28 protein-coding genes and 4 pseudogenes are annotated in these 25,029 nt (G+C 56.9%); 13 read left to right on the plus strand and 19 right to left on the minus strand.

From position 1 onward, the window contains the following. Positions 1-177: 177 nt before the first annotated feature. Positions 178-786, plus strand: a complete 609-nt coding sequence (locus C454_RS17800) for an HD domain-containing protein (RefSeq protein ID WP_004977714.1) — start codon at positions 178-180, stop codon at positions 784-786. Between the two features lie 468 nt (positions 787-1,254). On the opposite strand, the gene C454_RS17810 is transcribed toward C454_RS17800, so the two are convergent. From C454_RS17810 to arsD, 6 genes and pseudogenes are all read right to left on the minus strand, one after another. After that, the gene (locus tag C454_RS17810; RefSeq protein WP_004977717.1) at positions 1,255-2,103 is read right to left on the minus strand and encodes an arsenite methyltransferase; all 849 of its coding nucleotides are present in this window, start codon (positions 2,101-2,103) and stop codon (positions 1,255-1,257) included. After that, positions 2,096-2,455, minus strand: coding sequence for an ArsR/SmtB family transcription factor (locus C454_RS17815; protein WP_004977720.1), 360 nt, complete (start codon positions 2,453-2,455; stop codon positions 2,096-2,098). Before C454_RS17815 ends, C454_RS17810 begins: the two co-directional genes overlap by 8 nt. 184 nt (positions 2,456-2,639) lie before the next feature. After that, the gene (gene hcsS / locus C454_RS17820; protein ID WP_004977722.1) at positions 2,640-2,828 is read right to left on the minus strand and encodes a halo-CC-star protein HcsS; all 189 of its coding nucleotides are present in this window, start codon (positions 2,826-2,828) and stop codon (positions 2,640-2,642) included. After that, positions 2,819-3,187, minus strand: coding sequence for a halo-CC-star protein HcsL (gene hcsL, locus C454_RS17825; RefSeq protein ID WP_049905264.1), 369 nt, complete (start codon positions 3,185-3,187; stop codon positions 2,819-2,821). Before hcsL ends, hcsS begins: the two co-directional genes overlap by 10 nt. A 107-nt stretch (positions 3,188-3,294) precedes the next feature. Further along, positions 3,295-5,214: pseudogene (arsA, locus tag C454_RS17830) on the minus strand (arsenical pump-driving ATPase); the annotation flags it as partial. Between the two features lie 3 nt (positions 5,215-5,217). Next, positions 5,218-5,547 (minus strand): arsenite efflux transporter metallochaperone ArsD, encoded by a 330-nt coding sequence (gene arsD, locus C454_RS17835; protein WP_049905265.1) that lies wholly within the window; start codon positions 5,545-5,547, stop codon positions 5,218-5,220. Between the two features lie 314 nt (positions 5,548-5,861). On the opposite strand from arsD, the gene C454_RS17840 reads away from it, so the two are divergent. The 3 genes and pseudogenes from C454_RS17840 (at position 5,862) to C454_RS20030 (ending at position 7,570) form a co-directional block, all read left to right on the plus strand. After that, entirely contained in the window at positions 5,862-6,254 is a 393-nt protein-coding gene (locus C454_RS17840) for an ArsR/SmtB family transcription factor (RefSeq protein ID WP_004062153.1), read from the plus strand. A 98-nt stretch (positions 6,255-6,352) separates the two neighbouring features. Then, on the plus strand, positions 6,353-6,784 hold the full coding sequence (locus C454_RS17845) for a low molecular weight phosphatase family protein (protein ID WP_049905266.1): 432 nt from the start codon (positions 6,353-6,355) through the stop codon (positions 6,782-6,784). Between the two features lie 308 nt (positions 6,785-7,092). Next, positions 7,093-7,570 (plus strand): annotated as a pseudogene (locus tag C454_RS20030) (SWIM zinc finger family protein). Positions 7,571-7,603: 33 nt separating this feature from the next. Here C454_RS20030 and C454_RS17850 read toward each other — a convergent pair. After that, positions 7,604-7,789 (minus strand): hypothetical protein, encoded by a 186-nt coding sequence (locus C454_RS17850; protein WP_004977741.1) that lies wholly within the window; start codon positions 7,787-7,789, stop codon positions 7,604-7,606. 382 nt (positions 7,790-8,171) lie between these two features. On the opposite strand from C454_RS17850, the gene C454_RS20035 reads away from it, so the two are divergent. Next, positions 8,172-9,098 carry a transcription initiation factor IIB gene (locus tag C454_RS20035; protein ID WP_004977744.1) on the plus strand — a complete coding sequence of 309 codons (927 nt, stop codon included), beginning with the start codon at positions 8,172-8,174 and terminating at the stop codon, positions 9,096-9,098. A 262-nt stretch (positions 9,099-9,360) separates the two neighbouring features. On the opposite strand, the gene C454_RS21280 is transcribed toward C454_RS20035, so the two are convergent. Together C454_RS21280 and C454_RS17855 are read right to left on the minus strand one after the other, a co-directional pair. Continuing rightward, positions 9,361-9,705 carry a hypothetical protein gene (locus tag C454_RS21280; RefSeq protein WP_004977746.1) on the minus strand — a complete coding sequence of 115 codons (345 nt, stop codon included), beginning with the start codon at positions 9,703-9,705 and terminating at the stop codon, positions 9,361-9,363. Then, positions 9,698-10,060, minus strand: coding sequence for a helix-turn-helix domain-containing protein (locus C454_RS17855; protein WP_004968172.1), 363 nt, complete (start codon positions 10,058-10,060; stop codon positions 9,698-9,700). The genes C454_RS21280 and C454_RS17855 overlap by 8 nt, the downstream gene beginning before the upstream one ends. Positions 10,061-10,270: 210 nt before the next feature. On the opposite strand from C454_RS17855, the gene C454_RS17860 reads away from it, so the two are divergent. From C454_RS17860 to C454_RS21285, 3 genes and pseudogenes are all read left to right on the plus strand, one after another. Beyond that, entirely contained in the window at positions 10,271-10,579 is a 309-nt protein-coding gene (locus tag C454_RS17860; protein WP_004062141.1) for a ribbon-helix-helix protein, CopG family, read from the plus strand. Next, positions 10,580-11,080, plus strand: coding sequence for a PIN domain-containing protein (locus C454_RS17865; protein WP_004968173.1), 501 nt, complete (start codon positions 10,580-10,582; stop codon positions 11,078-11,080). Positions 11,081-11,474: 394 nt separating this feature from the next. Continuing rightward, positions 11,475-11,630, plus strand: a pseudogene (locus tag C454_RS21285) (sugar phosphate isomerase/epimerase family protein); the annotation flags it as partial. A gap of 88 nt (positions 11,631-11,718) precedes the next feature. Here C454_RS21285 and C454_RS17870 read toward each other — a convergent pair. The 4 genes from C454_RS17870 to C454_RS17880 all read right to left on the minus strand — a co-directional run bounded on the left by C454_RS17870 (position 11,719) and on the right by C454_RS17880 (position 14,496). Next, the gene (locus C454_RS17870; protein WP_004977753.1) at positions 11,719-12,747 is read right to left on the minus strand and encodes a metallophosphoesterase family protein; all 1,029 of its coding nucleotides are present in this window, start codon (positions 12,745-12,747) and stop codon (positions 11,719-11,721) included. 343 nt (positions 12,748-13,090) lie between these two features. After that, positions 13,091-13,528 (minus strand): helix-hairpin-helix domain-containing protein, encoded by a 438-nt coding sequence (locus tag C454_RS21290; protein WP_394324758.1) that lies wholly within the window; start codon positions 13,526-13,528, stop codon positions 13,091-13,093. Further along, a complete protein-coding gene (locus C454_RS21075; RefSeq protein ID WP_049905267.1) occupies positions 13,446-14,012 on the minus strand; it encodes a GNAT family N-acetyltransferase in 567 nt (188 codons plus the stop codon). The genes C454_RS21290 and C454_RS21075 overlap by 83 nt, the downstream gene beginning before the upstream one ends. A 64-nt stretch (positions 14,013-14,076) precedes the next feature. Beyond that, a complete protein-coding gene (locus tag C454_RS17880) occupies positions 14,077-14,496 on the minus strand; it encodes an arsenate-mycothiol transferase ArsC (RefSeq protein ID WP_049905268.1) in 420 nt (139 codons plus the stop codon). Between the two features lie 243 nt (positions 14,497-14,739). Between C454_RS17880 and C454_RS17885 the strand changes: the two genes are divergently transcribed. The 3 genes from C454_RS17885 to C454_RS17890 all read left to right on the plus strand — a co-directional run bounded on the left by C454_RS17885 (position 14,740) and on the right by C454_RS17890 (position 16,389). Continuing rightward, on the plus strand, positions 14,740-15,285 hold the full coding sequence (locus tag C454_RS17885) for a hypothetical protein (protein ID WP_049905269.1): 546 nt from the start codon (positions 14,740-14,742) through the stop codon (positions 15,283-15,285). A 111-nt stretch (positions 15,286-15,396) separates the two neighbouring features. Next, positions 15,397-15,582, plus strand: coding sequence for a DUF1059 domain-containing protein (locus C454_RS20050; protein ID WP_081605255.1), 186 nt, complete (start codon positions 15,397-15,399; stop codon positions 15,580-15,582). 528 nt (positions 15,583-16,110) lie between these two features. Further along, positions 16,111-16,389: an amphi-Trp domain-containing protein gene (locus C454_RS17890; protein WP_004977760.1), complete on the plus strand. Its 279-nt coding sequence runs from the start codon at positions 16,111-16,113 to the stop codon at positions 16,387-16,389. A 63-nt stretch (positions 16,390-16,452) separates the two neighbouring features. Here C454_RS17890 and C454_RS20055 read toward each other — a convergent pair whose 3' ends face one another. Next, entirely contained in the window at positions 16,453-16,893 is a 441-nt protein-coding gene (locus tag C454_RS20055; protein WP_004977764.1) for a universal stress protein, read from the minus strand. Positions 16,894-17,832: 939 nt separating this feature from the next. On the opposite strand from C454_RS20055, the gene C454_RS17895 reads away from it, so the two are divergent. After that, a complete protein-coding gene (locus C454_RS17895) occupies positions 17,833-18,261 on the plus strand; it encodes a hypothetical protein (protein ID WP_152421555.1) in 429 nt (142 codons plus the stop codon). A 64-nt stretch (positions 18,262-18,325) separates the two neighbouring features. Here the strand turns inward: C454_RS17895 and C454_RS17900 are convergent, their stop codons facing one another. Then, positions 18,326-19,690 carry an MFS transporter gene (locus C454_RS17900; protein ID WP_004977766.1) on the minus strand — a complete coding sequence of 455 codons (1,365 nt, stop codon included), beginning with the start codon at positions 19,688-19,690 and terminating at the stop codon, positions 18,326-18,328. Positions 19,691-19,951: 261 nt separating this feature from the next. Between C454_RS17900 and C454_RS17905 the strand changes: the two genes are divergently transcribed. Further along, on the plus strand, positions 19,952-21,223 hold the full coding sequence (locus tag C454_RS17905) for an ethylbenzene dehydrogenase-related protein (protein WP_004977767.1): 1,272 nt from the start codon (positions 19,952-19,954) through the stop codon (positions 21,221-21,223). Between the two features lie 357 nt (positions 21,224-21,580). Here C454_RS17905 and C454_RS17910 read toward each other — a convergent pair. The 4 genes and pseudogenes from C454_RS17910 to C454_RS17925 all read right to left on the minus strand — a co-directional run bounded on the left by C454_RS17910 (position 21,581) and on the right by C454_RS17925 (position 24,939). Beyond that, positions 21,581-22,806: pseudogene (locus tag C454_RS17910) on the minus strand (RNA-guided endonuclease TnpB family protein). Between the two features lie 383 nt (positions 22,807-23,189). Further along, on the minus strand, positions 23,190-23,567 hold the full coding sequence (locus tag C454_RS17915) for an ArsR/SmtB family transcription factor (protein ID WP_049905271.1): 378 nt from the start codon (positions 23,565-23,567) through the stop codon (positions 23,190-23,192). 194 nt (positions 23,568-23,761) lie between these two features. Beyond that, positions 23,762-24,691: a permease gene (locus tag C454_RS17920; protein WP_004977772.1), complete on the minus strand. Its 930-nt coding sequence runs from the start codon at positions 24,689-24,691 to the stop codon at positions 23,762-23,764. A gap of 5 nt (positions 24,692-24,696) precedes the next feature. Continuing rightward, positions 24,697-24,939, minus strand: coding sequence for a thioredoxin family protein (locus C454_RS17925; protein ID WP_004977773.1), 243 nt, complete (start codon positions 24,937-24,939; stop codon positions 24,697-24,699). Positions 24,940-25,029 lie beyond the last annotated feature (90 nt).

Consider the following 25,029-nt stretch of genomic DNA (forward strand, 5'->3'; position numbering starts at 1 on the left):
TGTCAGACGTAGTTCTGTCTGTAACAGAGAGTCTCATAGGATACTTCACAGGTGTTGTTTTCGCAGGTCAGCGGTGAATTACTCGGCACACTGCTCCTGCGGATTTACTGATTGAATGTCGGCGCCCCGGTGGAATAGTCTCGATGAGTTGAACTGGCCACTTCCCTTCTCCACGATATGATGACCAACGAACTCGACTCCTTGCTCGAATGGTTCGAGTTGAAGGACGAACTTCGGACGGGATGGGTGCTTCGGAATATCGACTCGCCTGAATCGGTCGCGGCCCACACGTGGGGGACAGCGTCGCTTTGTCTGCTCTATGCCGAGCAGGAAGACGTTGACCCTCAGAAAGCAGTGACGATGGCACTCATTCACGACCTCGGCGAAGCTCGAACGGGCGATATCGCAACCCGCGCGGAAGACGGACGCCAGACCATCCCCACGTCTGAAAAGGAAGCAGCTGAACGGAGCGCAGTAACCGATCTCGTCGGACCCTTCGACACCGAACTGCTGACGCTCTGGGAGGAGTACGAAGCACGTGACACCCCGACGGCACAGTTCGTCAAAGACATGGATCTGATCGATAACTGTCTCCAGGCGCTCAAGTACGAGCGCCAAGGTCGGTACGACGAAGCCGAGGCGAACGACCACTTTGCCGAGTTCGAGAACTTGGACGAGTTCTTTGCGACCGCCGCGCCTCGCTTCCGGACAGAACTCGGCCAAGACCTGTTCGAGCAAATTAAATCGCAGTACGAACAAGAACTCGGGCGACCCTGCCAACTCTGAATACGTCTTTCAGTTGCAACTCGCTTGGTCGGTGTAGCACCTACATTGAGCGATTCGGAAGTTCAGAAGAGGGAGTCCTAATCGTTCTATTCCCTGTGTTGCCGGTTTGACGCGTGCTTCAGCTGTGCTTACCCGGTTTGCTTACCTCGCGTCGCGTCGGTCCACAGAGTACGCATACAGAGCGGTACACACGAGATCCTCCACACCAATACTGCCCATCTTCTGCAGAAGGTCTGTAACCGTTACGACGAACATGAGCGAGAACACGCCGTAACACGCTAGACCGACAAAGAGCAACTCGTGAACCGCCTTCGGACCCAGTACAGTTCGTGCTCGCCTTCTTGCGGATGTCCATCGACCACCGGCCAATACGACCCCGCGACGAAGCCGACGGCGATTGCACACACGAACAGCAACAACAGGCCACTTCGCTCCAATGTGGCGACTAGTGACGTGCGGCCGCCCCGGTCAGTCGTCGAAGGTCGGTTTCCGGGCTTCGATGGTGGCCGACACGAGGTACTCGCCGAGGTCGCGGTCGGCCTCCCAGTCGCTGATGAACTCAGTACTCTCGTCCTTGGGTGCAATCTCGACCGCCTCGAAGCCAGCGCGGTCAAGCATCTTCTCGAGCTTTCCGATGGTCGAGGCCCCGGCGACACACCCCGTAAGCGAGTCGGGGTCCATTGCAACGTCGTCGGGGAACGGTGCGGTCTGGACAACGTCGGAGATGGCGACGCGGCCGCCGGGCTTGAGGACGCGATACGCGTCGTCGAAGACACGTTGTTTCTCGGGTTCGAGGTTGACGACGCAGTTCGAAATGACGACGTCGACGGTCTCGTCGGCGACCGGGAGGTGAGTAATCTCACCGAGACGGAACTCGACGTTCCGAGAGTCGTTCTTTGCGACGTTCTCGCGGGCCTTCGAGATCATCTCCGGAGTCATGTCGACACCGATGACGTGGCCGTCCGCGCCGACCTCCTGAGCGGCGAGGAAGCAGTCGAACCCCGCGCCGGAGCCGAGGTCGAGGACGGTTTCGCCGGGTGTCATCGCGGCGAACGCCTTCGGGTTCCCACAACCGAGGCCGAGGTCCGCACCGTCGGCGACCGACGCGATGTCATCGGCGTCGTACCCGAGACGTTCGCTCTCGGACTGACTGTCGTCGTCACAGCAACCACTATCGCCCGCGACATCGAGGCCGACGTCGCTACAACAGCCTTGGTCGCTCGATGCGATTCCGGCGTAGCGTTCCCGTACCAACTGGCGAGTCGCCTCTGGATCGCGGTCGTCGGCTGTCGTGCCAGTCTGGGTGTCGTCACTCATGGGTGCCTCGCAGGTCGTCGAGCGTTTCGAGCAGCGCCACGGTGGTCTCGGTCGGCTCGTAGTACCGCCAGGAGCCTTCTTTTCGGCGCGTGACCAGACCGGCAGCGTACAGCCGGGAGAGCGCCTGGCTGACAGCGCTCTGGCTGACGCCAACCGCCGCTTCGAGATCGCAGACGCAGACGCCGTCGTCGGCGTTCGCGATGCGTCGGAGGAGCTCGTAGCGCGTGTCATTCCCCATAGCGGAGAGAACTTGGAGGTCAATCGCCATCGCGTCCGCATCGACGTCCCCAAGTGGAGTACAGCAGGCATCGGCGTCGCCTGTGGCCCCGTCGGCGACAGTATCCTGAACCATATTAGCAATAGCTTATACAAGGAACTACTAATATGTTTCTCTGGCGAGTTCCTCGTCTGCTCCACGCAGAGACGCTCCGAGAGAACGTTGAGTACTGTCCAACGGGTTCCAGCGAACCGAAGAGTTCCGAACCCGGGGCCCGTCTCGCGGCGAAGAACCCGAGTTCGGACTGCGAATGCGTGTTCTAACAGCAGTCGCTGCCCGCGTCGCAGGCGTCGCCGTAGTCGACGCCGGTCGCCGCAGTGATTGTTTCCGTACAGTCGTCGAGGAGGGCTTCGAAGTCCTCTCGACTGCATTCCGTTTTCGCGTCGGCGAGCGCCGCACCGAGGGATTCCGCCGCGGTCAGCACGTCGTCAGCGTCGCTCAACAGCACCCACCTCCAATCGACTGCGCGAACGCCTGCCCGATGCGTTCGCTTACGATCTCGTCCGTCTCGGCGAGTAAGCTCTCGAACGCCTCGCGAGCCTCGCGGTGTCGCCTGACAGACTCGAGTTCCGAGAGGTCCTTCTGGATGCTCCGGAGTTCGCTCATGAGCGACGTGTCGAACTCGCCGTTTTGGAGTTCGCGCTCGGTCTCCCGGTACGCATCCAATAGTTCCTGAGCCTCGGCGTCAGCTTCGAGTGCCTCCCGTGCTTCGACCAACTCCTGATAACGTTCACACGTGAGGAGTTCGTCGACGAACGCTTCGAGTTCCGTCTCGACGTCCGCCGTCTCGACCAAGGGGTCGCTCACGATACCGTCACCTCCTCGCGGTCATCCTCGAGCATGCCAGCCAATCCCGTGACCTCCGCACCGAACTCGCGGAGGTCGTCGAGGCCGACGGGTTCCTCCTGACGCNCCTCCTCGCGGTCATCCTCGAGCATGCCAGCCAATCCCGTGACCTCCGCACCGAACTCGCGGAGGTCGTCGAGGCCGACGGGTTCCTCCTGACGCAACGGTGCGAGCATCATCGGTACGTCGAACCGCTCTTTAATCTCCGTGAGGTACTCCGCTTGCTGTGCGCGTCGGTTCTCGAAGAACGCGTTGTCGCCGTCGTCCTCGGGGAGCAGGTAGTTCGCCACCACGAGCGACGTCTCGATCCCGACCTGGTCCTTGAGGTCCATCGCGGCACGGTACGCCTCCATCATCGGGGTGAACTCGGGGTACATCACGAACGCGAAGGAACTCCGACTGGGGTCCTGCATCGTCTCGATGACCTCGTCGTACTTCCCACCGTTGGCGGGTGCAGCACCCTTCGTGAGCGACCCGAGGTCCATGAACCCCTTCCAGTCCGACGGTAACTCCAGCAACCGCAACGTGTGCCCGGTCGGGGCCGTGTCGAACACGACGACGTCGTAGCCGTCCTCCTCGAAGTAGCTCACGAACTTCTCGAGGGCTGCCATCTCCTCAGCACACGGCGATTCCAGTTCCTCCTCGACGTTCGCGATGGCCGCCTCCACGTCGATCTGCGTGTCGTCTTTCTCGGCGTACATCTCACGAACGTGATCGAGGACTTGCGTCCGGTACTCCTCGAGCGCGCGCTCCTGGTCGATGCGGGCCGCATCGAGGTTCGCCTGCCCGACGGACGTCGGTTCGTGGCTGACAGGTTGCTCGAAGATGTCCGCGAGGTGCGCGGCCGGGTCCGTGGTTACGACGAGCGTCTCGTAGCCCGCTTCCGCGAGCGAGACCGCGGTCGTTGACGCAATCGTGCTCTTCCCGACACCACCTTTGCCAGTAAAGAACAGGTACCGTGTGTCTTCGACGGGAGCGAGTTCCTCGGCGACCGCGTCCGGGGCGGTGAGCGAGTCGAAGTCGACAGCTTCGTCGTCACTCGCGCGTCGCGTCGCCGCGTCGACATCGACGGTCGCCTCGTCACCGTCGTAGAGGACGCCACCGACGTCCGAGAGCAGTTCGAGACCCGCGATTTCTCCGGGCTGGAGTGGGTACGTCGCGAGCGCCTGGTGCTCGAATGTCGACTCCACGCGGTCGATGACGGCCTGTTCGTCCGCGCGCTTTCCCTCGAAGAACGGGTCGTCGCACACCGACTCCGGCAGGTAGCCGTTGACGACGAGGAGTTGCGATTCGATGCCGAGTTCAGCGAGGTCGCTCGCACTCCGCTCTATCTCGTCGATCGACGACGACTCAGGTTTCCCGACGAACGCGAACGACGTCCGGGACTCATCAGAGAGCGTGTCGATGGCCCGCTCGTAGTCCGCTTTCTTGTCGTCCATCGACGCGGCGGGTCCAATGCACGTCGAACCGCCCTTCTCGAGTTCCGCGTTCCAGTCGGACGGCAGTTCCATCAACCGAATGGTGTGTCCGGTGGGTGCGGTATCGAAGACGACGACGTCGTACTCGGGGCTGTCCATGAAGTCGACGAAGTTGTCGAACGCCGCGATCTCCTCGACGCACGGACTGTTGAGCTGCTCTTCGACAGTCTCGATCTCCTCGTCGTCGAGGAGTGCCCGCATCGGTTCGATGGTCTCCTGACGGTACTCTTCGGCAGCGACGTCGGGGTCGATTTCGATGGCCGAGAGGTTCGGGACATCGTCGATGCCGGTGACCTCGTGGCCGATGTCCTGATTGAAGATGTCGGAGAGGTTCGGCGCAGGGTCGGTCGTCACGAGCAGTGTCTCGTAGTCGTTGTCGGCGAGCCACGTCGCGGTCGCGCAGCTGACAGTGCTCTTGCCGACGCCGCCTTTCCCGCTGAAGAAGACGAACTCGGTCTCTTCGCTCGTCGGCTCGACGACGGCACGTGCGGCAGTATCGCTTTGGCTCATCAGTCAGGCCTCCGGCGCGGACTCACGGTCGGTAACCGCGGCTTTGAGGGCGTTGTAGGGGAGGTACTCGGATTTGGCGACGATCTCGTCGTCGACGATCGTGATCGGGAGAATCGACGGGCCGTGTTCTTCGACGAGGTCGTAGATACGCTGCGTCTCGAGGAACTGGTCGATGTCGTGTTGCATATTCGCTCGGGAGATATCGAGGTCGTCAATCTCGGTCTCGAGCTGGTCGAGGGCCGCGCTGACTTCGACGAGTTCGTCGTCGGGGTCCGGGCCACAGACGCCCGTGGAGCAACACATCGCTTCTTCGTACAGTGTGAGTTCAGTCATGAGTTGGATTGAGTTGTGTTTCAATTGTCGTCTGGAACGGCTGCCCGGTGAGTGGCGCTCACCAGCATCACAACCGCCCTGTTCATCTGAACCGTTACTCAAACATTTGGATAAAGCTTCGGCTTTCAGCCAAGTCATACGAGTGAGCGAAATCGCCACAATACACGGTTCTATACGAGATGCACGAGCATATTTCGAATGATTGTGGCGTTAGTACGTATTTGATATTGCTCAAGTATTTCGACACAGTTGAATCGGTATTCATCCACAGCGCACCCAGAAGTCTTAATCAAGTATCCACTCAATTCAAATCGATGTCTTCCACCGATCGGCTCCAGCGATATCTCGCCGACGAACGCGGCGGGTGTGGCGACGAAGCGGTCAACGAACGCCTCGCGGAACTCGAGGAACTGCACGTCGCCGCAGGTGGCCCGGAGCTCGACGACGATCTCAACCTGCTCGGAGCGCTCGCAAACGAAACCCGATACAAAATCGTCCGCATCCTCCACGTCGCCGATGACGAACTCTGTGTCTGCGAGTTCAGCCCACTCCTCGACGTCAGCGACAGCGCCATCAGCCACGCACTCTCTAAGCTCACCGACGCCGGGCTCGTCACTCGACGGAAGGACGGCAAGTGGCGGAAATATCGTCCAACTCCTCGTGCCACTGCGGCACTCGTCGCACTCGACGGTTCCCGACAACTGTGAACCGCTCACTGTCGAGCCTCGATCAGCTATTGAGTGGACTATTGTCTATGGAAGCCGACATACAAACGGTCAAGTAAGCCATGGAAAGTCAGAGTGGTATGGAAGAACCCACGAGAAAGCTCGGGTTCGTGTGCGTACAGAACGCGGGGCGGAGTCAGATGTCCGCAGCGTTCGCCGAGCGCGAACGCGACGAACGAACTCTCGGCGATCACGTTGCGGTCGTTACCGGGGGTACGCATCCCGCCGACAGCGTCCACGACGAAGTCGTTGCCGTCATGGATGAGGTCGGCATCGACGTGTCCAACCGGACGCCACGAGAGGTATCGACGGAAACCCTGGAGTCGTGCGACGTCGTTGCGACGATGGGGTGTTCGACGCTCGAACTCGACGCAGAACGAGTCGAGATTCGTGATTGGAACCTCGATGACCCCCACGGCCAAGACATCGAACGTGTCCGGGAGATTCGCGATGAGGTCGAGACACGAGTCCAAGACTTGTTTGACGAGTTCGTCGACGATACCGAGTACTGACAGACTGACCGAGTCGGCCGAGTGTATCGGCATCTTGGGCTGATCGGCCCGATCAGCTGCTGTACGATTGCGGATGAACAACTGAGCGGCTATTGCTGCATTCACTCTCTGTATCGGCCACGCAGGTTGTGACAGATATCAGAGACATTTCGATGCCTCACAGCAAGTAGCTCACCTGTATTGACTGCAGGACAATCAAGACAGGGCAGCAAAAAGAATCCGACCTGATTCTGTGTCACCTGTCACTCCGTTCGGCAGTGTAGTTTTTCATGCGCCCGAAGGGGTGCGCGCATTGCGCGCTGGCTACCATGATTCCTGTACTACCAAAGTTCGATCCACCTACGCGTGTCCTCAAGCGAGCGCAGTACGAGGCGTTCGCGTTCGAACTCCTTGATGGCGATGTCCGTGTACGCAACGAGAGCTATGCTGACCCAACCGCGCACGAGNGCGTTCGAACTCCTTGATGGCGATGTCCGTGTACGCAACGAGAGCTATGCTGACCCAACCGCGCACGAGTACCGCGTTCGAATTCGGGATGGTGTGCCCGACTCGTGTTCATGTCCGGCTGACGCAAGTAGTAACGGTCCGTGTAAACATCGGGTTGCAGTCGCGATTCGCCCACGAATACTCGAACTCGCCGTCCAGATGCGTGTCGTCGCAGATGGTGGGTCAACATCACGCGGCGATGACGACACACCAGACCTGCCTTGCGAGTGTGAACAGCTGTCTGAAGCTCTTCCCTGTTGGAACTGTGTCGACGCTGGGCGGCGTAAGCTGTCTGAGTAGTCGTGTGGGGTTTCGTACGTCACCAATCACCCATCAGTCGTCGGACTGCTGGGACGCAGCGTACGCACCAGCAAACTGCTCGCGCATCTCTCGTCGGAGCAGTTCACTCATGACTTCGTAGACGACCGGCTGCGGGTACTTCTCAAGGAGGCGTTGGATGTCGGCTGCACATTTGCTTTTTTCAGTCGCAAAGTTCGCAGTCCACGGTGAGCTACTCATACAAGACAATTATTTGTTGGTCAGGTAAACTGTTCGCTTGGTGAGAAATTCCTGCTAACACAACCCACGGACTGTGGCCTGCAGAGATCTACTGATACGACTGTCGGGTGTACGAAACTCGGTGGGTACGAGGCCCACGAGGGAGTTATCAAGGGGTGGATGCAGATGGCTTGGTACGCGATTCCGCACCCGTTGCAGAACAGGGCGCGTCTTGTGTGACACGACGAGCCTGCAACGGCAATCCACCTGTGAGCATGTTTGGTGTTGTGATTCAGTCATTAATCGCCCCTCCAGCCGAAGCCAGCCTATTCGAGACGGCGACGATGTTTTTGGGCCCTTGAAGGGGGCGGGGCGCAGCGAGATGCGTCCCACGGTGTTCGAGATGGCAACACGAGATGTCTACGAGCGACAGTTCGACGAATCGTGCGGGAGATCCTGTGGAAACGCCTCCTGTCCGGAGTGTGGCGGTCAAGTCATTACGGACGCTGGCGAGCGACGGTGTGAGTCCTGTGGGCTCATCATCGACGACCACGGCATCGACCACGGCCCGGAGTGGCGGTCGTTCGAACGTGACGAGCGCAAGCGGGTCGGGGCGCCGCGAACGCCGACGCGACACGATCACGGCCTCGCTACTGAAATCGGCCGACACGTCGATGCGAATGGGACTCCGATCCCGGGTGAGCGACGACAGCAACTCTCCCGACTCCGCACTCAGCACAGTCGGAGTCGGTATCAGTCGAGTCGCGAGCGCCGGTTGGCTCACGGCTTGGACGAAGTCCGGCGGCTTGCCGGCGCACTCGACCTTCCCGACAGCCTGCGTGACCAAGCCTGTCGGTGCTTCCGGTCTGCTCAGCAGGCGGATCTGTTGCCGGGGCGGTCGATCGAAGCAGTCGCAGCTGCGAGCGTCCACGCCGCCTGTCGATGTGCAGGACTCTCGCGAACGCTCGCTGAACTTGTCCCACTCGCACGGGTGGCTGAATCGCGCGTCCGGTCGGCGTACAATGCACTCAATACAGAACTCGGGCTGTCTGCGAAGCCAGTTACATCGGTTGAGTTCGTTCCGCGAGTGGCGGATGCGCTTGATGTGACGGACCTGATTCGGCGACGAGCACGGCCGTTAGCCGAGGCGTCAAGCGACGAGTGGGCTCATCGGGGCGCGAATCCGCATGCAGTCGCTGCGGCGTGTGTGTATACGGCTGCAGCTGAGCGGGACTGGCCGCTCACACAGTCGCGTGTTGCGGCCGTGAGTGACACCTCAGTCAAAACGGTTCGAACGCATTACCAGACGTTGTGTGATGCAGATGGGTGAACCTCAACGCTGAGAGCAAAGATCACGCGTATCTGAGCGAGAAGTTCGAGTCGTTTGGACTCCTCGGTTGAATATCCGTGTTTTCTCCGGAAACGATGGGGTGTGTTGAGCACCAACTCGATTGTTTCTCTGTATGTGACGACACACTAGAATTTTCACTAAAGGTGCTAGTGGTCGGTCATGAGCAGCGAACCAGCAGACGCTAAGCACAATGTGTGCGGACTTGAATCGTAGTGGTGAGACAAGCACTCGAGTGTGCAGACTACTGGGGGCCGAGATACTGCTTGCACTCTGCAATCATTTCGTCGACGAATGACTCGGTCACTTGTCCCTGTGGATTGACAACGGCGTCATGTTTGATTGTAGTGACGACCCATGGAGAGCAATACGAGGTCTTGGTCGGGTCTTTGCCACTTACCCAATCATCTCCAACTACGAAGTTTCGCGGGAGATTACTGGTTGTGAGAGCTGCACACAGATACTCCTCGCCAGGATACGGGAGCGAGTCTGCAGCAAGAACGACCCAGAGGCGTGGATTTGACCCGCGTCGAAATGGATCCGGTGCCCAGAATACGTCGCCCTTCTGGAAGCGGTTGGTGTCAGTCACGCTGTTGTCGTGGGTCAACGGCGTGTTCTTGCCACTCGTCGTAGTCGAATGGTTCTTCTTCACGGCTCGCTGCTGTAGCAGCAGCATGGTTAGCTGCAGCGTCAAGGCTCAAGACGTGGTCACTCACGCGCCAGTATGTCCCCCGGTGCTCGACACGACCTCGTTCTCTGAGCCTGACGAGAGTCGGACCAACCGAGCCGGGCTTGACGGACGTCCGCTCGGCGATCTCGCTTTGGGTGAACGCTTGGTCAGCATTCTGAGCTAAGAACGAGAGGAGCTTGTAGGCGTTCGTCCCCGGTTTTGGGTTTTCATTGCCGTCGTCAATGGTCTCGAAGCGATCCGCGCTGATGGGCATAGCATATTAGATGTACTAAGATGTATTGAATGTATTGGACAGCAGCACCAGCGCTTATTCGGATAGCAGCGGGCATGGTGAGAACTGTCAACTCTGTTTCGCTCCTTATAGAACTGGACTCCAAATCTTCTGACGATATCTGAGGGGGCTTTGCGAGGGTAACCAAGCGACGAGCAGGCCGACAAAGTTTTGAATACGTACATACATTGTATGTACATGAGCACGAAACGGGTTAACTTCCGACTGCCCGAAGAGTTAGTAGCACACGCGGACATCGCTGCCGAAGTCACTCACAAAAACCGAACGGAGATTCTCATCGAAGCACTCCGACAGTATCTCGAAGAGAAAGAGTCTGATGAGAGTTTCCGTGAGGCTGTTGTCGAACTGTATCTGAATAACCACATCGAGTTCGAGAAACTGGCCGAGATTATCGGGCGACAGGATGCCGAAGCCGTCCGCGCTTCGAAAGAGGTACTTGATCGTGGTGAAGAACTCGCAGACAAACTCGCAGACCTCTAAATGCTCGTTGTAGACACGAGCGCATTCATCTCTCTTTCAGTCGGCGAAGTTCTCAACGTCTTCGTCACCGAGTTTGACGTCGCAACCACAGAGGCAGTTCTTGAGGAACTCCAAAGAACTGCTGAGTACGATGACCGCCATGGCAAAGCCGCCAATGCCGTCCTCGATACGGCCGACGAGTTCACCGTTGTTGCTGTCGCTGGTGGTGAGTTTGTGACGAGCCGAATCGACGATGGTGAAGCCAGCTGCGTAGCTGCAGTCCGTGAGGTGGATGCAGCGTTCTTGATTACCGACGACTACAGAGCTCTTCCTGAACTTCGAAAACTAGTGAGTGCAGAAGTTGCGCTATCTCCGATCGTTCTCCGGGCGCTGGTCAAGCGCGATGCCCTCAGCGAGGAGGAAGCAAGAGTCACCTTCGAGGCAATGGCAGAAGGACGTGATTGGCTCGGTGCGCCGATCTACCGGTACGCTCGACAGCTCCTCGAAGGTACCTCAAAGTAAGGCATCTCTTCTCAAACTCTCCTTCTGACTCTACTGCTACAAGATGATTGGTACGGAACTAGTCCATCCTCTGAAACTGTGTGTCGACACATCCTCGGAGAGTGGATGTGTGCGGGCCTTCTCAAAGACGATCTCGAGCTTAGATAAAATCTGATGGCGAGTTATCTGCATTCTGACTTCGTTTCTCCGGAAGCGATGGCGTGTGTAGTTCGAATATCAGCGGTTATTCGGAATTGAATGGGTACTTCCTCGATGTGTGAATTCGTTACCACCTGTCCGCGTTCGGTCGAGCGGATGGACGAGCCGAAACGACGCAAGCTGACGCGAGACACGTGCTCTCACGCTTGGTAATTATCTATTTACTCTGGAGTCGTTCGTCGAAGTGCTCGATCATCGTATCGTCGTCGCTCATCTCCACGATAACGACGGGGTCATAGATTATCACGATCCATTGCCGTCATACGAATCAGTGGCCGCGACTGTCGGCGCCGGTTACAACGTCCTTGAGATGAAATCAAAAGCCGATAGCAAACGGTGCGTTCGAGACTGAACCCTGATACTGAGAGAACGTGTACCGACGGGCTGCAAATTCTATCGAACGACCAAGTCTGTTCATCACTTCGACCGGGTCGAGGAGATCAGCATGACCTGTCTGTAGAGGTCCGAAGCGTCAACCGTCCGTCTCCAGTCGGACGGAGCGGATCCTTCGGAGCGAGAGTGTCCTTTTCGTGCAGCGTTTCGAGGTAGTCAGTGACCTGACTCTCGTACTGCTCGGTGTCCACGAACAAGGTTCTCGCCTCCACGACGATCTCTTCGACCGTGCTCGTTTGGTTCTCCGTCGGGGACCCGACAGCCTTGACGAAGGCTTCCGTTACCATCTTCCGAAACTGTCTCTCTGGCCCCTCCTCGCAGATTCGACAACCAGATCCGGTTGCGACGAACTGAGTGCCATNGGCTTCCGTTACCATCTTCCGAAACTGTCTCTCTGGCCCCTCCTCGCAGATTCGACAACCAGATCCGGTTGCGACGAACTGAGTGCCATACCAGCCGTGATCAGGGCACACCTTCTCCTCCCAAGGTTCGGTGAGACCGCGAACGTCGACAGAGAGGCCAGAATCCCCTATTTCGACCACGAAATACGAACCATGAGTGTACTCTTCTTTCCACAGATACCCCGTGTTCAGCGAGCGGCCGAACTGTCGAGCCCTGTGAGAATGTCCACAGAAGTACGCTTTCGCAGCTCCCCGATAGAAATCGCGCTGGGAATCTATGTGTGTCACAAGAATGTCATCCTGCCCTGCCGTGTCTGGGTCAGCCGTAAACTGCTGTCCCGCTACCTCGATGGCCTCACCGTGTCGGAGACGGTGCCCCGGACCGAGTTCGAACGCTTCGGTTATGTGGCGCTGGTCCGCTGCCCTTCGGCTCTCTCGATCGCGGTTTCCGTATATGTAGATGAGTTCGGCACGCTCCGCCAGTACCTCAAAGTGCGGTTCCAGCGACCGCAGTTGCGTGATGCCAGTCTGGAAACCTGATTTGGACGTGTTGGTGATATCGCCTGTATGAATGATAAAATCGAACTCGTCCCCCTCTGTCGCTTCCACGACTCTCTGGAGTGACTCCACGTCACCGTGGTTGTCGCCCATCACGAGTATTTGAAGCGTGTTCATGATTTGCTATTCGTTCGAACTGAGCAAAAGCATGAATTCGGATACGAGAGACATTCAGGGAGATTCGCTCTCGAACGACAGAACCTACGGTGCTGGTGCCTATGACCCGAGCTGAGCCGAACAACTACCGATTTCCAGCACGAGACATTACCTGTTTGTATCGCACGAATGGATGAACTTGAGTGTCGCGTCCCGCTCCTGGCGGGGAACTGTCCAACGACGATTCTTCACTGACCGCTCACGACAGTAATTCAGTTAATTTTGCCATCTCGCAGACAGTGCTCCCCGTGCGTGGCACCGCTTCGAAAAATTCGCCAGATCGAGTCGACCGCGTCAGTTCGACTCAGGCCTGCGCTTCCTGTTCTTCACGGAGTTCCTTTGCCCGTTCGATCCACTCGGTAGCCCGTTTTTTAGGGGCGTCTGCAGCATCGGCAACCTCCTCGGGTGATGATTCTGCGAGATCTCCCACGTTCTCGATTCCGGCGTCACTGAGCCGTTGCTGGTAGGTCGTGCCGAGTCCTTTGATACTGTTGAGGCTTCCTTCAGGTTCCTCCTCGGTTTTTTCCGCGGTCTCGGCTACTTTCGTTGCCTCGGTCTCATCCGATACCGATTCGTTCGTTTCTTGTGTCCCTTCCGAGAGGGCTTCCAGTTGCTGTTGGATTTGATCAAAGCGCTCGTCGAACTCGGTTCTGAGCGCCTCAAGGTCCCAACCGGGCGTACTCGTGGACGGCCACCCGCTCGAAGCCTCGCTGTTCGAACAGCCACTGTGACGGTTTGTTATCGGCGGCGATGAGTGCTGTTCCCGTGGTGACGTCGAGTTCGTCACGAGCGAGTGCGAGCGCCCTTCGGAGGGTCGCCGAGGCGAGACCTTGTCCACGTCGTTCCGGAACGACGAACACCTTGCGGAGATACGCGCCCGGGACCGGGACCTCCCGTTCGAGCGCACCTTCGTACGGCCTCGGTGCATCGGTGACGAGCGTGCGGCTGACAGGCCGGTCGTCATCGCACGCGATGACAAGCCACTCTCCATCGCGCAGGTCGACAGGGATGGAGAAGTCGATATCAAGCCTGCGTGACGTAGCCTCCGACGCAGAGAGGACCTCGAGAGACGTTCCGGACGGAGTCGAGGGTGACTTGGTCGCGTCCGTCTGCCCCAAGTCGGCTCGGTACTCGCACAGCCGGGTCGCCGTAATCCCACGCGCCTTCAGCACGTCGTAGACGCGCCGCATAGACGGGTTTCGGGTGAGCCGCCAACCGTTGACCATCGTCTCCAACTTCGAGGGAAGGAGATGAAAACACCTCGGCCCAGTCCGCGGAATTCCAGATTGCTTACTCTTCGCTAATATATTGGTCAAAGAGGTCTGAGACTCGCCCTTCGATTTCGTCACGGATCGCTCTCACAGTCTCCATGTCCTGTCCGTGCGGGTCATCTAATGCCCAATCGCGAACCTCGACGTCAGCATCTAACTCTAGCGTCGAACAGCCCATTGTCGCGACAACATCAGACTCGTTGAGTTCAGGCGTCGAAACCTCTCGTGGTTCTCGGGTTGCGATATCGATGCCAACCTCTTGCATCGCCTCAACGACTTCGGGATGGACTTCGTCAGCGGGGTATGTTCCACCGGTCAGAATTTCGACTTCGTCTTCTACTCCTCGTTCTTCTCGTTCGCGTTCAGCGAACGCCGCAGACATCTGGCTCCGCCCTGCGTTCTGAACGCATACAAATCCTATTTTCACACTGTCTACCATAGCTTGAAACAGGTTTTCTGAAAATTAGACCTTTGTATGTGTGTTACGGTGACGAAAATAGTCCATGCCAAACGAAAGACTGTGGTCACATTCATCTCTCTGTGTGACCGACTCGCGTGCTGTAGATAGTACGACTGCAAAAATCTCCCTAACCACTGCCAGAAGCGCCGTGCAACAGATAGACGGTAATTAATCACGTGCCTGTGGCGCTCTGTTATGTAGTCGTGTGTCGAGTATAACTGTATGAGCTCGTGGCGTCAGAATATCGATGGTGTATCGCACCGCGAAATCGGGGCGGGGGTTGTCGCCGCGGTCACAGCACTGATTGCGTCGCTCATCTACCTCCCCACTCTGAAAACAAACTCGCTTGGGCTGTCCTTTGACGCACGGTACTGGTTCGGGTACGCTCCACAGTTCGCGCTACTCGCCGGGCTGGTGGTCGGAGTGGTTGTATGGAGATGGATTATGTCACCTGCTTCAACTCCGAAACAGGGGGCAATAGCGGGTATCGTGACGGCACTCGGAACAATCGTGCTCGTGCCAATACTGGCCGGCGTGTACGTACTCCTCTTTCCCCTACTGCTCGGTATCGTCGCAGGTGACGAGTGGGGTTACATCCTACACCTCATTTCAGCGTATGTACCGGAGTCTGTTCGTGTCACACGAACTGTGGCCGTTAGTTGGAGTCCGCTCGTCGGCGTGGTACTCATTCCACTCAACGCGTTCACCGGGTGGATTTTCCAGTATAGACGCCATCGCACTGGCTGGGGAACCAAACCCACCTGTTGATCCGACACGGCGTATGCGAGTGCTGAACTGAGTTGATGGGGGCAGGACTGTCAGTAAGGCCCTGAAGTATATATCAAAATATATGCCAACGTAGACCCTGTATTTTAACTCATGCCCTTCAAAACGAGTTGCCTCTCCGGATGTGGCGCGACAATCGAAGGAGAATCTCCCGAAGAAGTCGGTGTTCTGTTAATGGAACATATGGAAGATGCCCATAACACGCCGGTTGACCCTCTCGAAGTGAGTGAGTTCGCGATAGAGGTCAATAGAACAGGCCCCATGATGACGACCTCGTGACGGGAGTGTCCCACATCATCTGAAGCCTTATTTATCATACAACGTTACACTTGACAGAGGCAGTGTTCAGTTGCTAGTGAATTGTCCATACTGTGGTTCTTCCCAAACGACGTTCAAACGCAATCGGCAGACGGATGGTGTCTACATTTGCGAATCATGCGAGCGAACCTTCACTGGACCAAAAGAGTATACCTTTTAGCGAACATCACTAATCTTCCCATTGGCTACTTTGGAGATGAATAAATCGTCCTGTTCGTCGATTCATTCCGGATCGTCACTAAATGATTTGTCTCATCTTGATGTCTGTCTGCGGCCCACTGGGCGAACTCATCGCCAATCATGGTTTTCTCAAACCCACATTCTTGACACTTGATGAGATACAACGAGGACATATACTGTGTAGAAAGGCGTCTGCCAGCATAATACTACTCTATTGACAAATTTTGTGAACGACGGTTTGCCGTAGGGACACCATCAACTTCTGGTACTGTACGATGAACTGAAGTGACTGTGCGGCTTATCAAACGTATGTCAGAAGAAACGGTGTTCGAGTTCGAAAGTGATATCGAGCGTGTTGCGGTCGCCCAGTATCTTCGGACCATTGCAGACCGACTCGAATCTGGAGAGTCGTTCTCGCTTACGAGCGGTGAGCAGTCGGTGACGTTGACACCCCCTGAACAGATCGAATTTGAGATCGAAGTCGAGCAGGAGACGTCGAAATCGGAGCACAACACAGAAATCGAGATGGAACTTCAACTCGAGTGGGAAGAAGATACCCGCGGGTCGACTGAGCTCAAAATAGAGTGAGTCCAGGCGTGCGGCTCCGTATTAACGGTTGTAGCTGTGGGACGGAACCCTCGTCGGTGTTGATTACTTGCGGTCTGTGTGTGTCGGGACCACTAGTACTTCCACCGGTGAGTGTTGCAACACTCGGGCAGTGACACTCCCCAGGATGTAGGGTTGGTTTTCTGCTCGGCCGTGGGTACCCATGACGATGACATCGCAGCCGCGCTTGGCTGCAATCTCGACGATTCGAGACGGGGCCCTTCCGTGGGTGACGGTCCCAGTCGCATCCACCACACCTGCATCCGCTGCACGTCCGACTACTCGGTCGACGATGGCATTGGCTTCGGAATCCAGCGTTTCTAGTAACGCGTCCCTGTGGTCACCAACCGGGAGCGAGAGTGCCTCTACGACGTGGAGTACTTCGAGGGATGCACCCTGTTCCGCTGCCAGTTGGATCGCTCGTGTCTCTGCCGGTTCATTCGTGTCTCCACCATCCGTTGGGACGAGGATGCAGTCAAAACTCATCGAATTGCTCCATCGAAACGTACACACCACTCTGTCGGAGGCGAGACCGTGCTACGCACCGGTGCAAACTTGGGGGGCATCGGCTATCCGTAGGTTCGGGAAAATCAAAATTGTTGTGTGCACACAAGGCACTACCACGTTGTTGCGGAAATCAAGGAGAAAGCTCGCCCTGCAGGGCGAGGATACCACTCGCTCAACTTGATGACGATGACGGGTGTGACACCGGTTCTGACTTCGTTGTCTGTTACACTCCCGATGATCGCTTTCGTCGCCACATATTCAATGACCGTCTGTTCTAGTGCCATACTGACTCCTCTATATCGGCCAGTGGCACATATCAGACCTATACGAACCTATTAGCAGCCGTTTTGTCACGGCACGAATCTTCTCAGACCAAGATAATCAGCCAGTAGCGGGTTGACCTGCCGCATATTGAACGACCGTCGAGTTGTGAATACGGCCTCTCCCGGCACTGAGATACTCAACGTGACATCGACGCCAACTGACCGCAAAGAACAGGAGAATAGTATACCCGAACCCACGCGTCGCAGCGTGCTTTCGACACTGGGTTCGATCGGCATTGCACTCAGCTCCGGTTGTACGGCTGGTACCGGAACCCGGTCTCAGTCTGAGCACAGTAGCCCCAGACCGCCAACATTAGACGGACGGAACTTCAGGCGAATCGAGCGCCCAAGAGCGTATCAGTTGACGTACCGATGGTCTCACGACGGTTGTCGATGGCGAATCGATCTCTCGCTGGCGAAACAGAAGTACCGCTCGGCCGTCCGTAGGTCTCGGAGCATTCCTCGTTGTTACGTTGATGCCCTAGAGAGCAAGATGACGCGTCGAGTGGCTTCCGAGCTATCCAACCGCCTCGACTCGGCCGACATCGAATTGCCTATCGAACGTCTGCGGGTCGCAACGAGTTTCGTGCGAAACATGGAGTATGCCACCGACGAATCGGCGACCGGTGAGGTGGAGTATCCGAAGTTCGTCACAGAGACCCTCATGGAAAACGGAGGTGATTGTGAGGATCTGTCATCAGTTCTGGCAGGGATTCTGTGTTCACCACCTTTCGATTACGAACCAGTGTTGATATTCTTCTCAGGTCACGTCGGAATCGGCTTAGATCCCTCAAATATACACATGCCTACGGAACAATTCCTAACCGTTGGCGGTCAAGAGTATTTTTACATCGACGCTTCGCACGATATCCCACTTGGCGTCGTGCCAGATGAATATCAAAAACCCGGCGTAATCGCCACCTATGACGGTCAGTGGCAGACGATAGACCCTGCCGCGTTGAAGGAACACGCGACGACGACAATCGCAAACGATACGAATTTGGACATTCGAGACTACATCTGACGGTCTCTAGCTAACTTGCTTCTTGAGAACAAGTCGCTCCGATTACGGATGGGTTGTGTTTCGTTCATACGTAGGCCTCGAATTCTTCGCCGAAGACGAGGAAATAGCCAGTCCCGACGACGCCAATCACTGCTGCGATTGTGAACGCCATCTCCGGACTGACAAATTCCCAGAGATAGCCGCCAAGAACGGCACTCGGAATAACGATCGTGTTCCGCAGAAGGTAGTACGTGCCAGTAACGCGCCCGCCGGCCCCGTGTTCAGCGGGGCCGACAATCAATGCCTTATGTGAGGGTAAGCCGGCAAACCGAAGACCGGAGAACGCGAAGATGAAGATCATCGCCCACGAGAGCGGCATCAGGGAAGCGAGGAATTCCGGCCCACTAATTAGCACGACAGGAAAGAGAGCGTAGACCGCAAATCCGAGTGCGACAACTGGCTTGAGGCCGACGCGCTCAGCGGCTTTCGCAGCTGGTGCCATAGAAAGGAGTGCAATCAACATCTCAACACCGAGCAGGTAGCCGAAGAAGGCCTCTGGCGAGAGGTCGATGCCATACGAGACGCCGGCCAGTGAGACCGTCGTCTCGAACCCAACCTCATAGAACTGCGTGATTACCAGTACGAAGAAGACGTACACCATCCCGTTCGCGAATCGGACGAGCGTATCACCCACGAGGAGTGGACGAAGAGGTCGGGGCATTTCCCGTAGGTCGCGTCTGATTTGATCAAGGCCCTCGAACGAGCCGCCGATAGAATCCTCACTAGCATCATACAGGACATGTTGGGCGACCGTCCCGACAACCCCGAAGACCACCGCTACGGCGAGGACATACTGGAAGCTCACGGTGAAATCCGGATGAAGGCCGATTAAAACAGCGGCGAGTACTGGGCCGATGAGGAAGGCTGTCCGGCGGAACGTTTCGGTGCTAGCGAAGCCGGCAGCTAATCGTGAGGGGTCTGTTGCTTGCTTGACGACCGCGAACGTCGCGCCGAGACCGAACGATTTCCACCCCTGTGCGAGGAGCAGGCCGACGAAGATCCAGAACCAGGGCTGGATCGCAATACCAGCAACGGTGATCAGACCGAGATTCGGTGTGACCAGCCAGACCCCAAATCCGAGCGTTGAAATTAACCCGAACAGCGTCAGCGAATACCGCGATCCGATGCGGTCCGAGATAGCGCCACCGGGATACGGGAACACCGCTGAAATGATGTTACCGACAGTTCCGAACAACCCGACCACGAACCCCGACGCTCCGAGCGCGACGATATACTCGGGGAGGAACCGGTTGGTCATCTGGAAGCCGAGGCTGAACGCGAACATCGCCAACGACAGGACTAGTACGTCTCGTTCCAGAGCGAAAAAATTTCGGAAAGTATCTAGTGGTCCCGTTTCCTCGCCGTCGGCGGAAATCTGTTCTTGACTCATTGATCGTTGTTGTGGGCGTCCCTCGTTGCCCCACCTGAACCGTTACACCATAACCATAGTTTGAGGGAGATTCTGATCGTGTTAGAAGTGGATTCACCGCTCATTGTGCGCACAGTTCAAGCGCTGGGTATATGGGTTCTTATGCATGGATAATACATACTAATTTACCTGAGGAGAGTGCACCTTCGGTATGTGCCTGAGGACTAACGACCAATTAGAGAACGGGGCCTGCTGGCGTGTGTTCTCGATACTCAGTCCGTGATGACTGACACGTGGCTCCCCAAGGAGAAACTGAAGCAGCTCGATACACAAATCGCATTCAACGCCGACCGGATCCACTTCCGATTCCGCTGGGATCAGCCTCATGCCGGTGGATGGATACACGATATGCTCGTGTATCGCGACGGAGAATGGCGACAGTTCGCCAATCCCTCACCGTGGGTCACAGCGGACGACAATCCGGAGCATACCGGGTTCTATGAGGACCGTGTGAGTTTTCTGCTCGACGACGGCTCAGTCAAGGGATTCGAAGAGTTCGGCGGCTGGTTGACCGTCCATGGGGGAATGCGTTCACTGCCCAGCGAGGTTCCGGAAGCCGAGGTACAGGCCCACGAGCACTTCGGTGCCACGGGTCTCGACAAGACTGATATTCGGAAGTACATCCCTCAGGCCTGTGAGGATGAGTGGTGGGAGAACGACTGGCGGAAAATCAAGCCACAGCAGGAACTTGACAAGCTCAAGCGGGATGGAGTGTTCCTCGATCTTCCGATGTGGCGGGCCCATCGGAGTAACCCGAAAGGGTACGGTACGGATCATCACGTTCTCGATTTCCGCCATAGCGATCAGGGTCAAAACACGTATACTACCCAAGAGTGGGACCCCGAAGACGGACCTGATCTCATGTGGGATCCGACGGTGGTTGACGGCGGAGCGCTCGACTACCACGAGATACGCGACGGGGACTTTCCCGACCAGCAGGATGGCACGTATGCGCTGGATCTTGAGGATGCGGTCCCGTTTGACCCCGATGTTGCGGAGTGGGAAGGGGCGATGATTCCACGCCGACCGCTCTGCGACCCCGAGGGGAGCGCGGCGGACTGGAAGGCAACCGGCGTGTGGGATGATGGTGAATGGGTGGTCGAGATGTGGCGCGACCTGCAGACGGCCCACCCGTTGGATACAACCCAACTAGAGCCTAGTGGGGTCTACACGTGGACGCCAGCCATCCACCACGGTGCCGGCCAACGCTGGCACTGGGTCGGGTATCCCTACAAGCTTGGGCTTGGTGTCGAACCCGACTACGCTGGCGACCAATATACGGCCGGCACGACCGAACTCGTTGCCACGGAGTTCACTGGCGACACTCCTGATTGGAGCCGCATCAAAACGTATACGCTGCCACTCGTGTTTCCGGGATTGCTCACTTGGGACAACCTCGTTGCCAAATCCCATCCGCGAGCCAACGAGGTTCGAGACGCGGCAGTTACCATGTGGGAACTCTACGAGAATGCACCCGAGTCATTCATTGGTTGATAATTTCGGTAGGTTTCTACTGTCTCGCCACACTCGAACTGCCCGTGAGCGAACCGAGGTGGTCATGTTCCCTATTTAAGCCATCGTTCGTTCGACCGCCGCTGCGGAGGTAGAGACGACCGATTGTGTGACTGTAGTCGTCGAAACTTTTCTCGAGCGTCACATACTGCTGCCAGGTTGTGTTTGGTCACGCCATCTGGGCATAAAACGACATCAAATCGTGAACTGCCTCGGGGTCAAGTGGTTCGAAAGACCGTAGGTCTCTCGTCATCACGGAAGATCGAAGATCTTCCGTACGACCCCGAGGCTTCCCGTGGTTTAGTCGGACACTCCCACTTGACCATCGGCCTGATAGCCTCAAACGGTCGGGTGGGTCACAGTCGGCTGATTCACACAGCCCGATGCCTGCCGTCGCAGTTTCCGAACAGTCGGTAACGTCTTGAGAGCAGGCACATTTCGATTCAACGACTCCAACCCCTTCTTCGCAATATTCACTGCCGCGTTCCGGTCAGCGTGGTCTTGCCGACCACACGCTTTGCACTTGAATCGCTTCTTCCGCCGATTTGACCGAGCCGTATGTTCACACCCAGTAAAAGAACACGTCTGACTGGTGTACACAGGGTCAATTTCCTCGCTCGGAATCCCCTCGAACGCCGCTTTGTACGAGACGAACGAACGAAGTTTATGAAACGGCAACGTGTGCAACCGACGATTCATCCGAGTGCCATAGTCTATCGAATCTCGCATATGCTTGAGGTCTTCAAACACAACGAGTGGTGACTCGAATTGCTGAACCCACTCCACGATTCGCCGGGAGACTTGGTGGAGTTGGTCGTGGACGTATCGCTCCTCTTTGTTCTCGAACACTTGGTCAAACGCTGTCTGTCCTACGTTCTGCATCCGCTTCCGCATCGTGAAGTACCGATGACGCTCTTGTTTGATTTCAGGGTAGTCGATGACCACTGAATCCACAACGTCGTCTTCACGAAGGGCGGAAAGCGCCACGCAGTCCTCGTTAATATCCACGCCCACAACGGTTTTGGCGTCGTGTTTGTCGTTGACGGTGGCTTCGAGATGGGTGATGTTGACGTGCAGTTCGTGGTTGCCGTTGCGAACCATTGCTTCGGCGGTTCCGACACGCCACTCATCGCTTTCGAGGGCCTGTTCGAGGAGTTCGGGGTTGTCAGGTGAACCACGAAGCGTGCCTTTGACTGGATTGTACGGTTTGGCACTGATACGATAGTGTATCCCGTCGTCTTCGAGCGTGAGGTTGTAGCCTTCGGTGAAGTTCATTCGCAACGGGTACGGGCCAGTTTTCTCGTGACTGGGTGTGTTGTATCCGTCTCGGTCGTAGGATTGCTGAAGTGCATCTAACGACTTTGCGACGACTCGTTGCGTGGTGTTCTTCACGAGGTCGGCTCCGTCTTCGAGACGTGGCGAGATGTCGTCCCAGTCCATCCCGGTTGTCGCTAATTGGTGGTCTGATTGTACACCCATCTTGCTTCGTGGTACGCTTCGGAAAGAAGTCGCTCATCGTCGGGTTGGAGTTGGAAGACAAGTGTCTTCGTAAGCGACTTCTCCATACGCTATTTGATGCACTCAGGTGTTGTAAAGATATACATTCAAATTGATAGGTTGGGGGTTGTCGGCTTCACCCTCGGGGTCAAGCCCCGAGGCACTCGCCTTGCTTATGTGTAGAGCCAGTTATTTCACTGACCCAATCCTCACCTCAACCTCGGAGAATGGAAGTGTTACGTGCCTTCTCAACGGCGATATCGAGCTTAAATCAAACCTGATGGCAAGTCACTTGCATCCTGACTTCGTTTCTCCGGAAACAGTGGGGTGTGTAGTTCGGGTATCAGCGGCATATCCGGGAAACTAGTAGTACAACAAATGCCTTTGGCAGTTCTGTCAGCGGGATTTCGAGCAGAAGCAGTCAACCAATCATCGACTCATTTGTAAGGGTTCACCTACTCTCCGCCAGCGCGTGAGCCACATCGAGCAACTGAAATACGGCGGTGTCGCCGATTCTGTAGTACGTCCACTTTCCCTGCCGTCGCGTCTTGACGAGCCCTGCGTCTTTGAGTTCTCGGAGGTGGCTGGCGACCGTCGACTGGGGCGCGTCCAAGACGACTTGCAGTTCACACGCGCACAGTTCGCCGTCTCTCAGTGCTTCGAGGATTCGAATCCGGTGTTCGTTCGCGAGGGCCTTGAATACGGTCTGCTGTGAGTCTACCCGTTCGTCGTCAGGAGTGAGTTCGAACAGCGAGGTCAGTCGGTTTTCGGGGTCTTCGTACAATCGGTCGAGGGTCTGTCGTGTTGATTCTGGTACTGAGTCGGTCATATTGTCGTTTGATTGTCTCTCTCGTCGAACGCTGATTCCTGTTTACGGTCGCCCCTATTCCCCCAGCGTGGTTCCAACGTACCGGTGGACGTGCTCACCGTACAAATCGATATTGCTCGGTTCGACAGTAGTGGATTGTGACTTTCGAAGGCGTGACCCGACTCGCAGGACGAACTGTCGGGCACTGTACTGTGCTAGAGGAGGAGGTTGAACAGTAGCCCGATGAGTACGATTCCCACTGCGACAGTCGCCGCGAACGACGCGATGAGCTCTTTCTTCATGACCTTCTTGAGAATCATGAACTGCGGGAGCGAGAGCGCGGCGACGGACATCATGAACGCGAGCCCGGTGCCGACAGGGAGGCCCTTTCCGATGAGTGATTCGACGACCGGGATAACGCCGAGGATGTTCGTGTAGATGGGCACACCGACGGCGACGGCGCCGAAGACACCGAGGGGGCCGGAGAGATACTCGGTCACGATTGTCTGCGGCACGAATCCGTGGATGAGTGCCCCGAGTCCGACGCCGACCACGACGTACGGGAGAATGTCCGTGATGATGTCTTTCGCTTCTGCGTACGCCTGTCGGGCACGTTCTCGGTGGGTCAGTTCGTCGACGTCGACGTTCGAGTTGCCGAAGTCGAACTCCCTGATGTACCTGTCGAGACCGGCCTTGTTCAGGACGAACCCGCTCGTCATCCCGATAGTGATGCCGCTTGCGGCGTACAGTGCCGTCAGTTCGAAGCCGACGACACCGGGGAGGACGACGAGGGCGGCCTCGTTGATCATCGGGGAGACGGCGAGGAAGGTCATCGTGACGCCGAAGGGGATGCCCGCGCCGACCATGCCGAGGAATATCGGAATCGTCGAGCACGAACAGAACGGCGAGACGATGCCAAGCAGTGCGGCGAGCAGATAGCCGGTGATCGCTCGCTTGCCCGAGAGGTAGTCTCGAATCTTCTCGGGTGGGAAGTACGTCCGCAGGTAGCCCACACCGAAGATGACCGCCACGAGGAGCGTGACGATTTTCAGGGTGTCGTAGACCCAGAAGTGCACGGCTTCTCTGGGGGCACCGGTGAGGCCCAAGGCGTCGACGACCCAGGTCGCGAACTGTTCGAAGACCATCTCGCTTACAGGCGCTCCTCGATGTACTCCTTGAGGTCGGCTTCAGGCGGGTTCGACCCGGTGAACACCATCTCGTCGTCGATTTCGAACCCGGGCGTCGACATGATGCCTTTCTCGGCGAGTTTCATCGTGTCGCCTACCTTCTCGACGTCGGCGTCGAAGCCATGCTCGTCGACGACGTTCTGTGTCTTGTCTTTCAGGTTCGAACAGTTGCTACAACCGTCTGGTCCGTAGATCGTGATTTTCATTGGGTACCTCTGGCGGCTCCATCACCGATGGAACGACTTTCAACACTGACACGGACGACTGCACTCGTCCGGTCTGTGGCGGTCGTAGTC

It is taken from the genome of Haloferax gibbonsii ATCC 33959, assembly GCF_000336775.1.
In the GTDB taxonomy this organism is placed as follows: Archaea; Halobacteriota; Halobacteria; order Halobacteriales; family Haloferacaceae; genus Haloferax; species Haloferax gibbonsii.

What these genes read in the sequence shown, in the direction of transcription:
- C454_RS17800 (WP_004977714.1), top strand. Translation starts at nt 178, where the DNA reads ATGATGACCAACGAACTCGACTCCTTGCTCGAATGGTTCGAGTTGAAG.
- C454_RS17810 (WP_004977717.1), bottom strand. Translation starts at nt 2,103, where the DNA reads ATGAGTGACGACACCCAGACTGGCACGACAGCCGACGACCGCGATCCA.
- C454_RS17815 (WP_004977720.1), bottom strand. Translation starts at nt 2,455, where the DNA reads ATGGTTCAGGATACTGTCGCCGACGGGGCCACAGGCGACGCCGATGCC.
- arsD (WP_049905265.1), bottom strand. Translation starts at nt 5,547, where the DNA reads ATGACTGAACTCACACTGTACGAAGAAGCGATGTGTTGCTCCACGGGC.
- C454_RS17840 (WP_004062153.1), top strand. Translation starts at nt 5,862, where the DNA reads ATGTCTTCCACCGATCGGCTCCAGCGATATCTCGCCGACGAACGCGGC.
- C454_RS17845 (WP_049905266.1), top strand. Translation starts at nt 6,353, where the DNA reads ATGGAAGAACCCACGAGAAAGCTCGGGTTCGTGTGCGTACAGAACGCG.
- C454_RS17850 (WP_004977741.1), bottom strand. Translation starts at nt 7,789, where the DNA reads ATGAGTAGCTCACCGTGGACTGCGAACTTTGCGACTGAAAAAAGCAAA.
- C454_RS20035 (WP_004977744.1), top strand. Translation starts at nt 8,172, where the DNA reads ATGGCAACACGAGATGTCTACGAGCGACAGTTCGACGAATCGTGCGGG.
- C454_RS17855 (WP_004968172.1), bottom strand. Translation starts at nt 10,060, where the DNA reads ATGCCCATCAGCGCGGATCGCTTCGAGACCATTGACGACGGCAATGAA.
- C454_RS17860 (WP_004062141.1), top strand. Translation starts at nt 10,271, where the DNA reads ATGTACATGAGCACGAAACGGGTTAACTTCCGACTGCCCGAAGAGTTA.
- C454_RS17865 (WP_004968173.1), top strand. Translation starts at nt 10,580, where the DNA reads ATGCTCGTTGTAGACACGAGCGCATTCATCTCTCTTTCAGTCGGCGAA.
- C454_RS21075 (WP_049905267.1), bottom strand. Translation starts at nt 14,012, where the DNA reads ATGGTCAACGGTTGGCGGCTCACCCGAAACCCGTCTATGCGGCGCGTC.
- C454_RS17880 (WP_049905268.1), bottom strand. Translation starts at nt 14,496, where the DNA reads ATGGTAGACAGTGTGAAAATAGGATTTGTATGCGTTCAGAACGCAGGG.
- C454_RS17885 (WP_049905269.1), top strand. Translation starts at nt 14,740, where the DNA reads ATGAGCTCGTGGCGTCAGAATATCGATGGTGTATCGCACCGCGAAATC.
- C454_RS20050 (WP_081605255.1), top strand. Translation starts at nt 15,397, where the DNA reads ATGCCCTTCAAAACGAGTTGCCTCTCCGGATGTGGCGCGACAATCGAA.
- C454_RS17890 (WP_004977760.1), top strand. Translation starts at nt 16,111, where the DNA reads ATGTCAGAAGAAACGGTGTTCGAGTTCGAAAGTGATATCGAGCGTGTT.
- C454_RS20055 (WP_004977764.1), bottom strand. Translation starts at nt 16,893, where the DNA reads ATGAGTTTTGACTGCATCCTCGTCCCAACGGATGGTGGAGACACGAAT.
- C454_RS17895 (WP_152421555.1), top strand. Translation starts at nt 17,833, where the DNA reads ATGGAGTATGCCACCGACGAATCGGCGACCGGTGAGGTGGAGTATCCG.
- C454_RS17900 (WP_004977766.1), bottom strand. Translation starts at nt 19,690, where the DNA reads ATGAGTCAAGAACAGATTTCCGCCGACGGCGAGGAAACGGGACCACTA.
- C454_RS17905 (WP_004977767.1), top strand. Translation starts at nt 19,952, where the DNA reads ATGACTGACACGTGGCTCCCCAAGGAGAAACTGAAGCAGCTCGATACA.
- C454_RS17915 (WP_049905271.1), bottom strand. Translation starts at nt 23,567, where the DNA reads ATGACCGACTCAGTACCAGAATCAACACGACAGACCCTCGACCGATTG.
- C454_RS17920 (WP_004977772.1), bottom strand. Translation starts at nt 24,691, where the DNA reads ATGGTCTTCGAACAGTTCGCGACCTGGGTCGTCGACGCCTTGGGCCTC.
- C454_RS17925 (WP_004977773.1), bottom strand. Translation starts at nt 24,939, where the DNA reads ATGAAAATCACGATCTACGGACCAGACGGTTGTAGCAACTGTTCGAAC.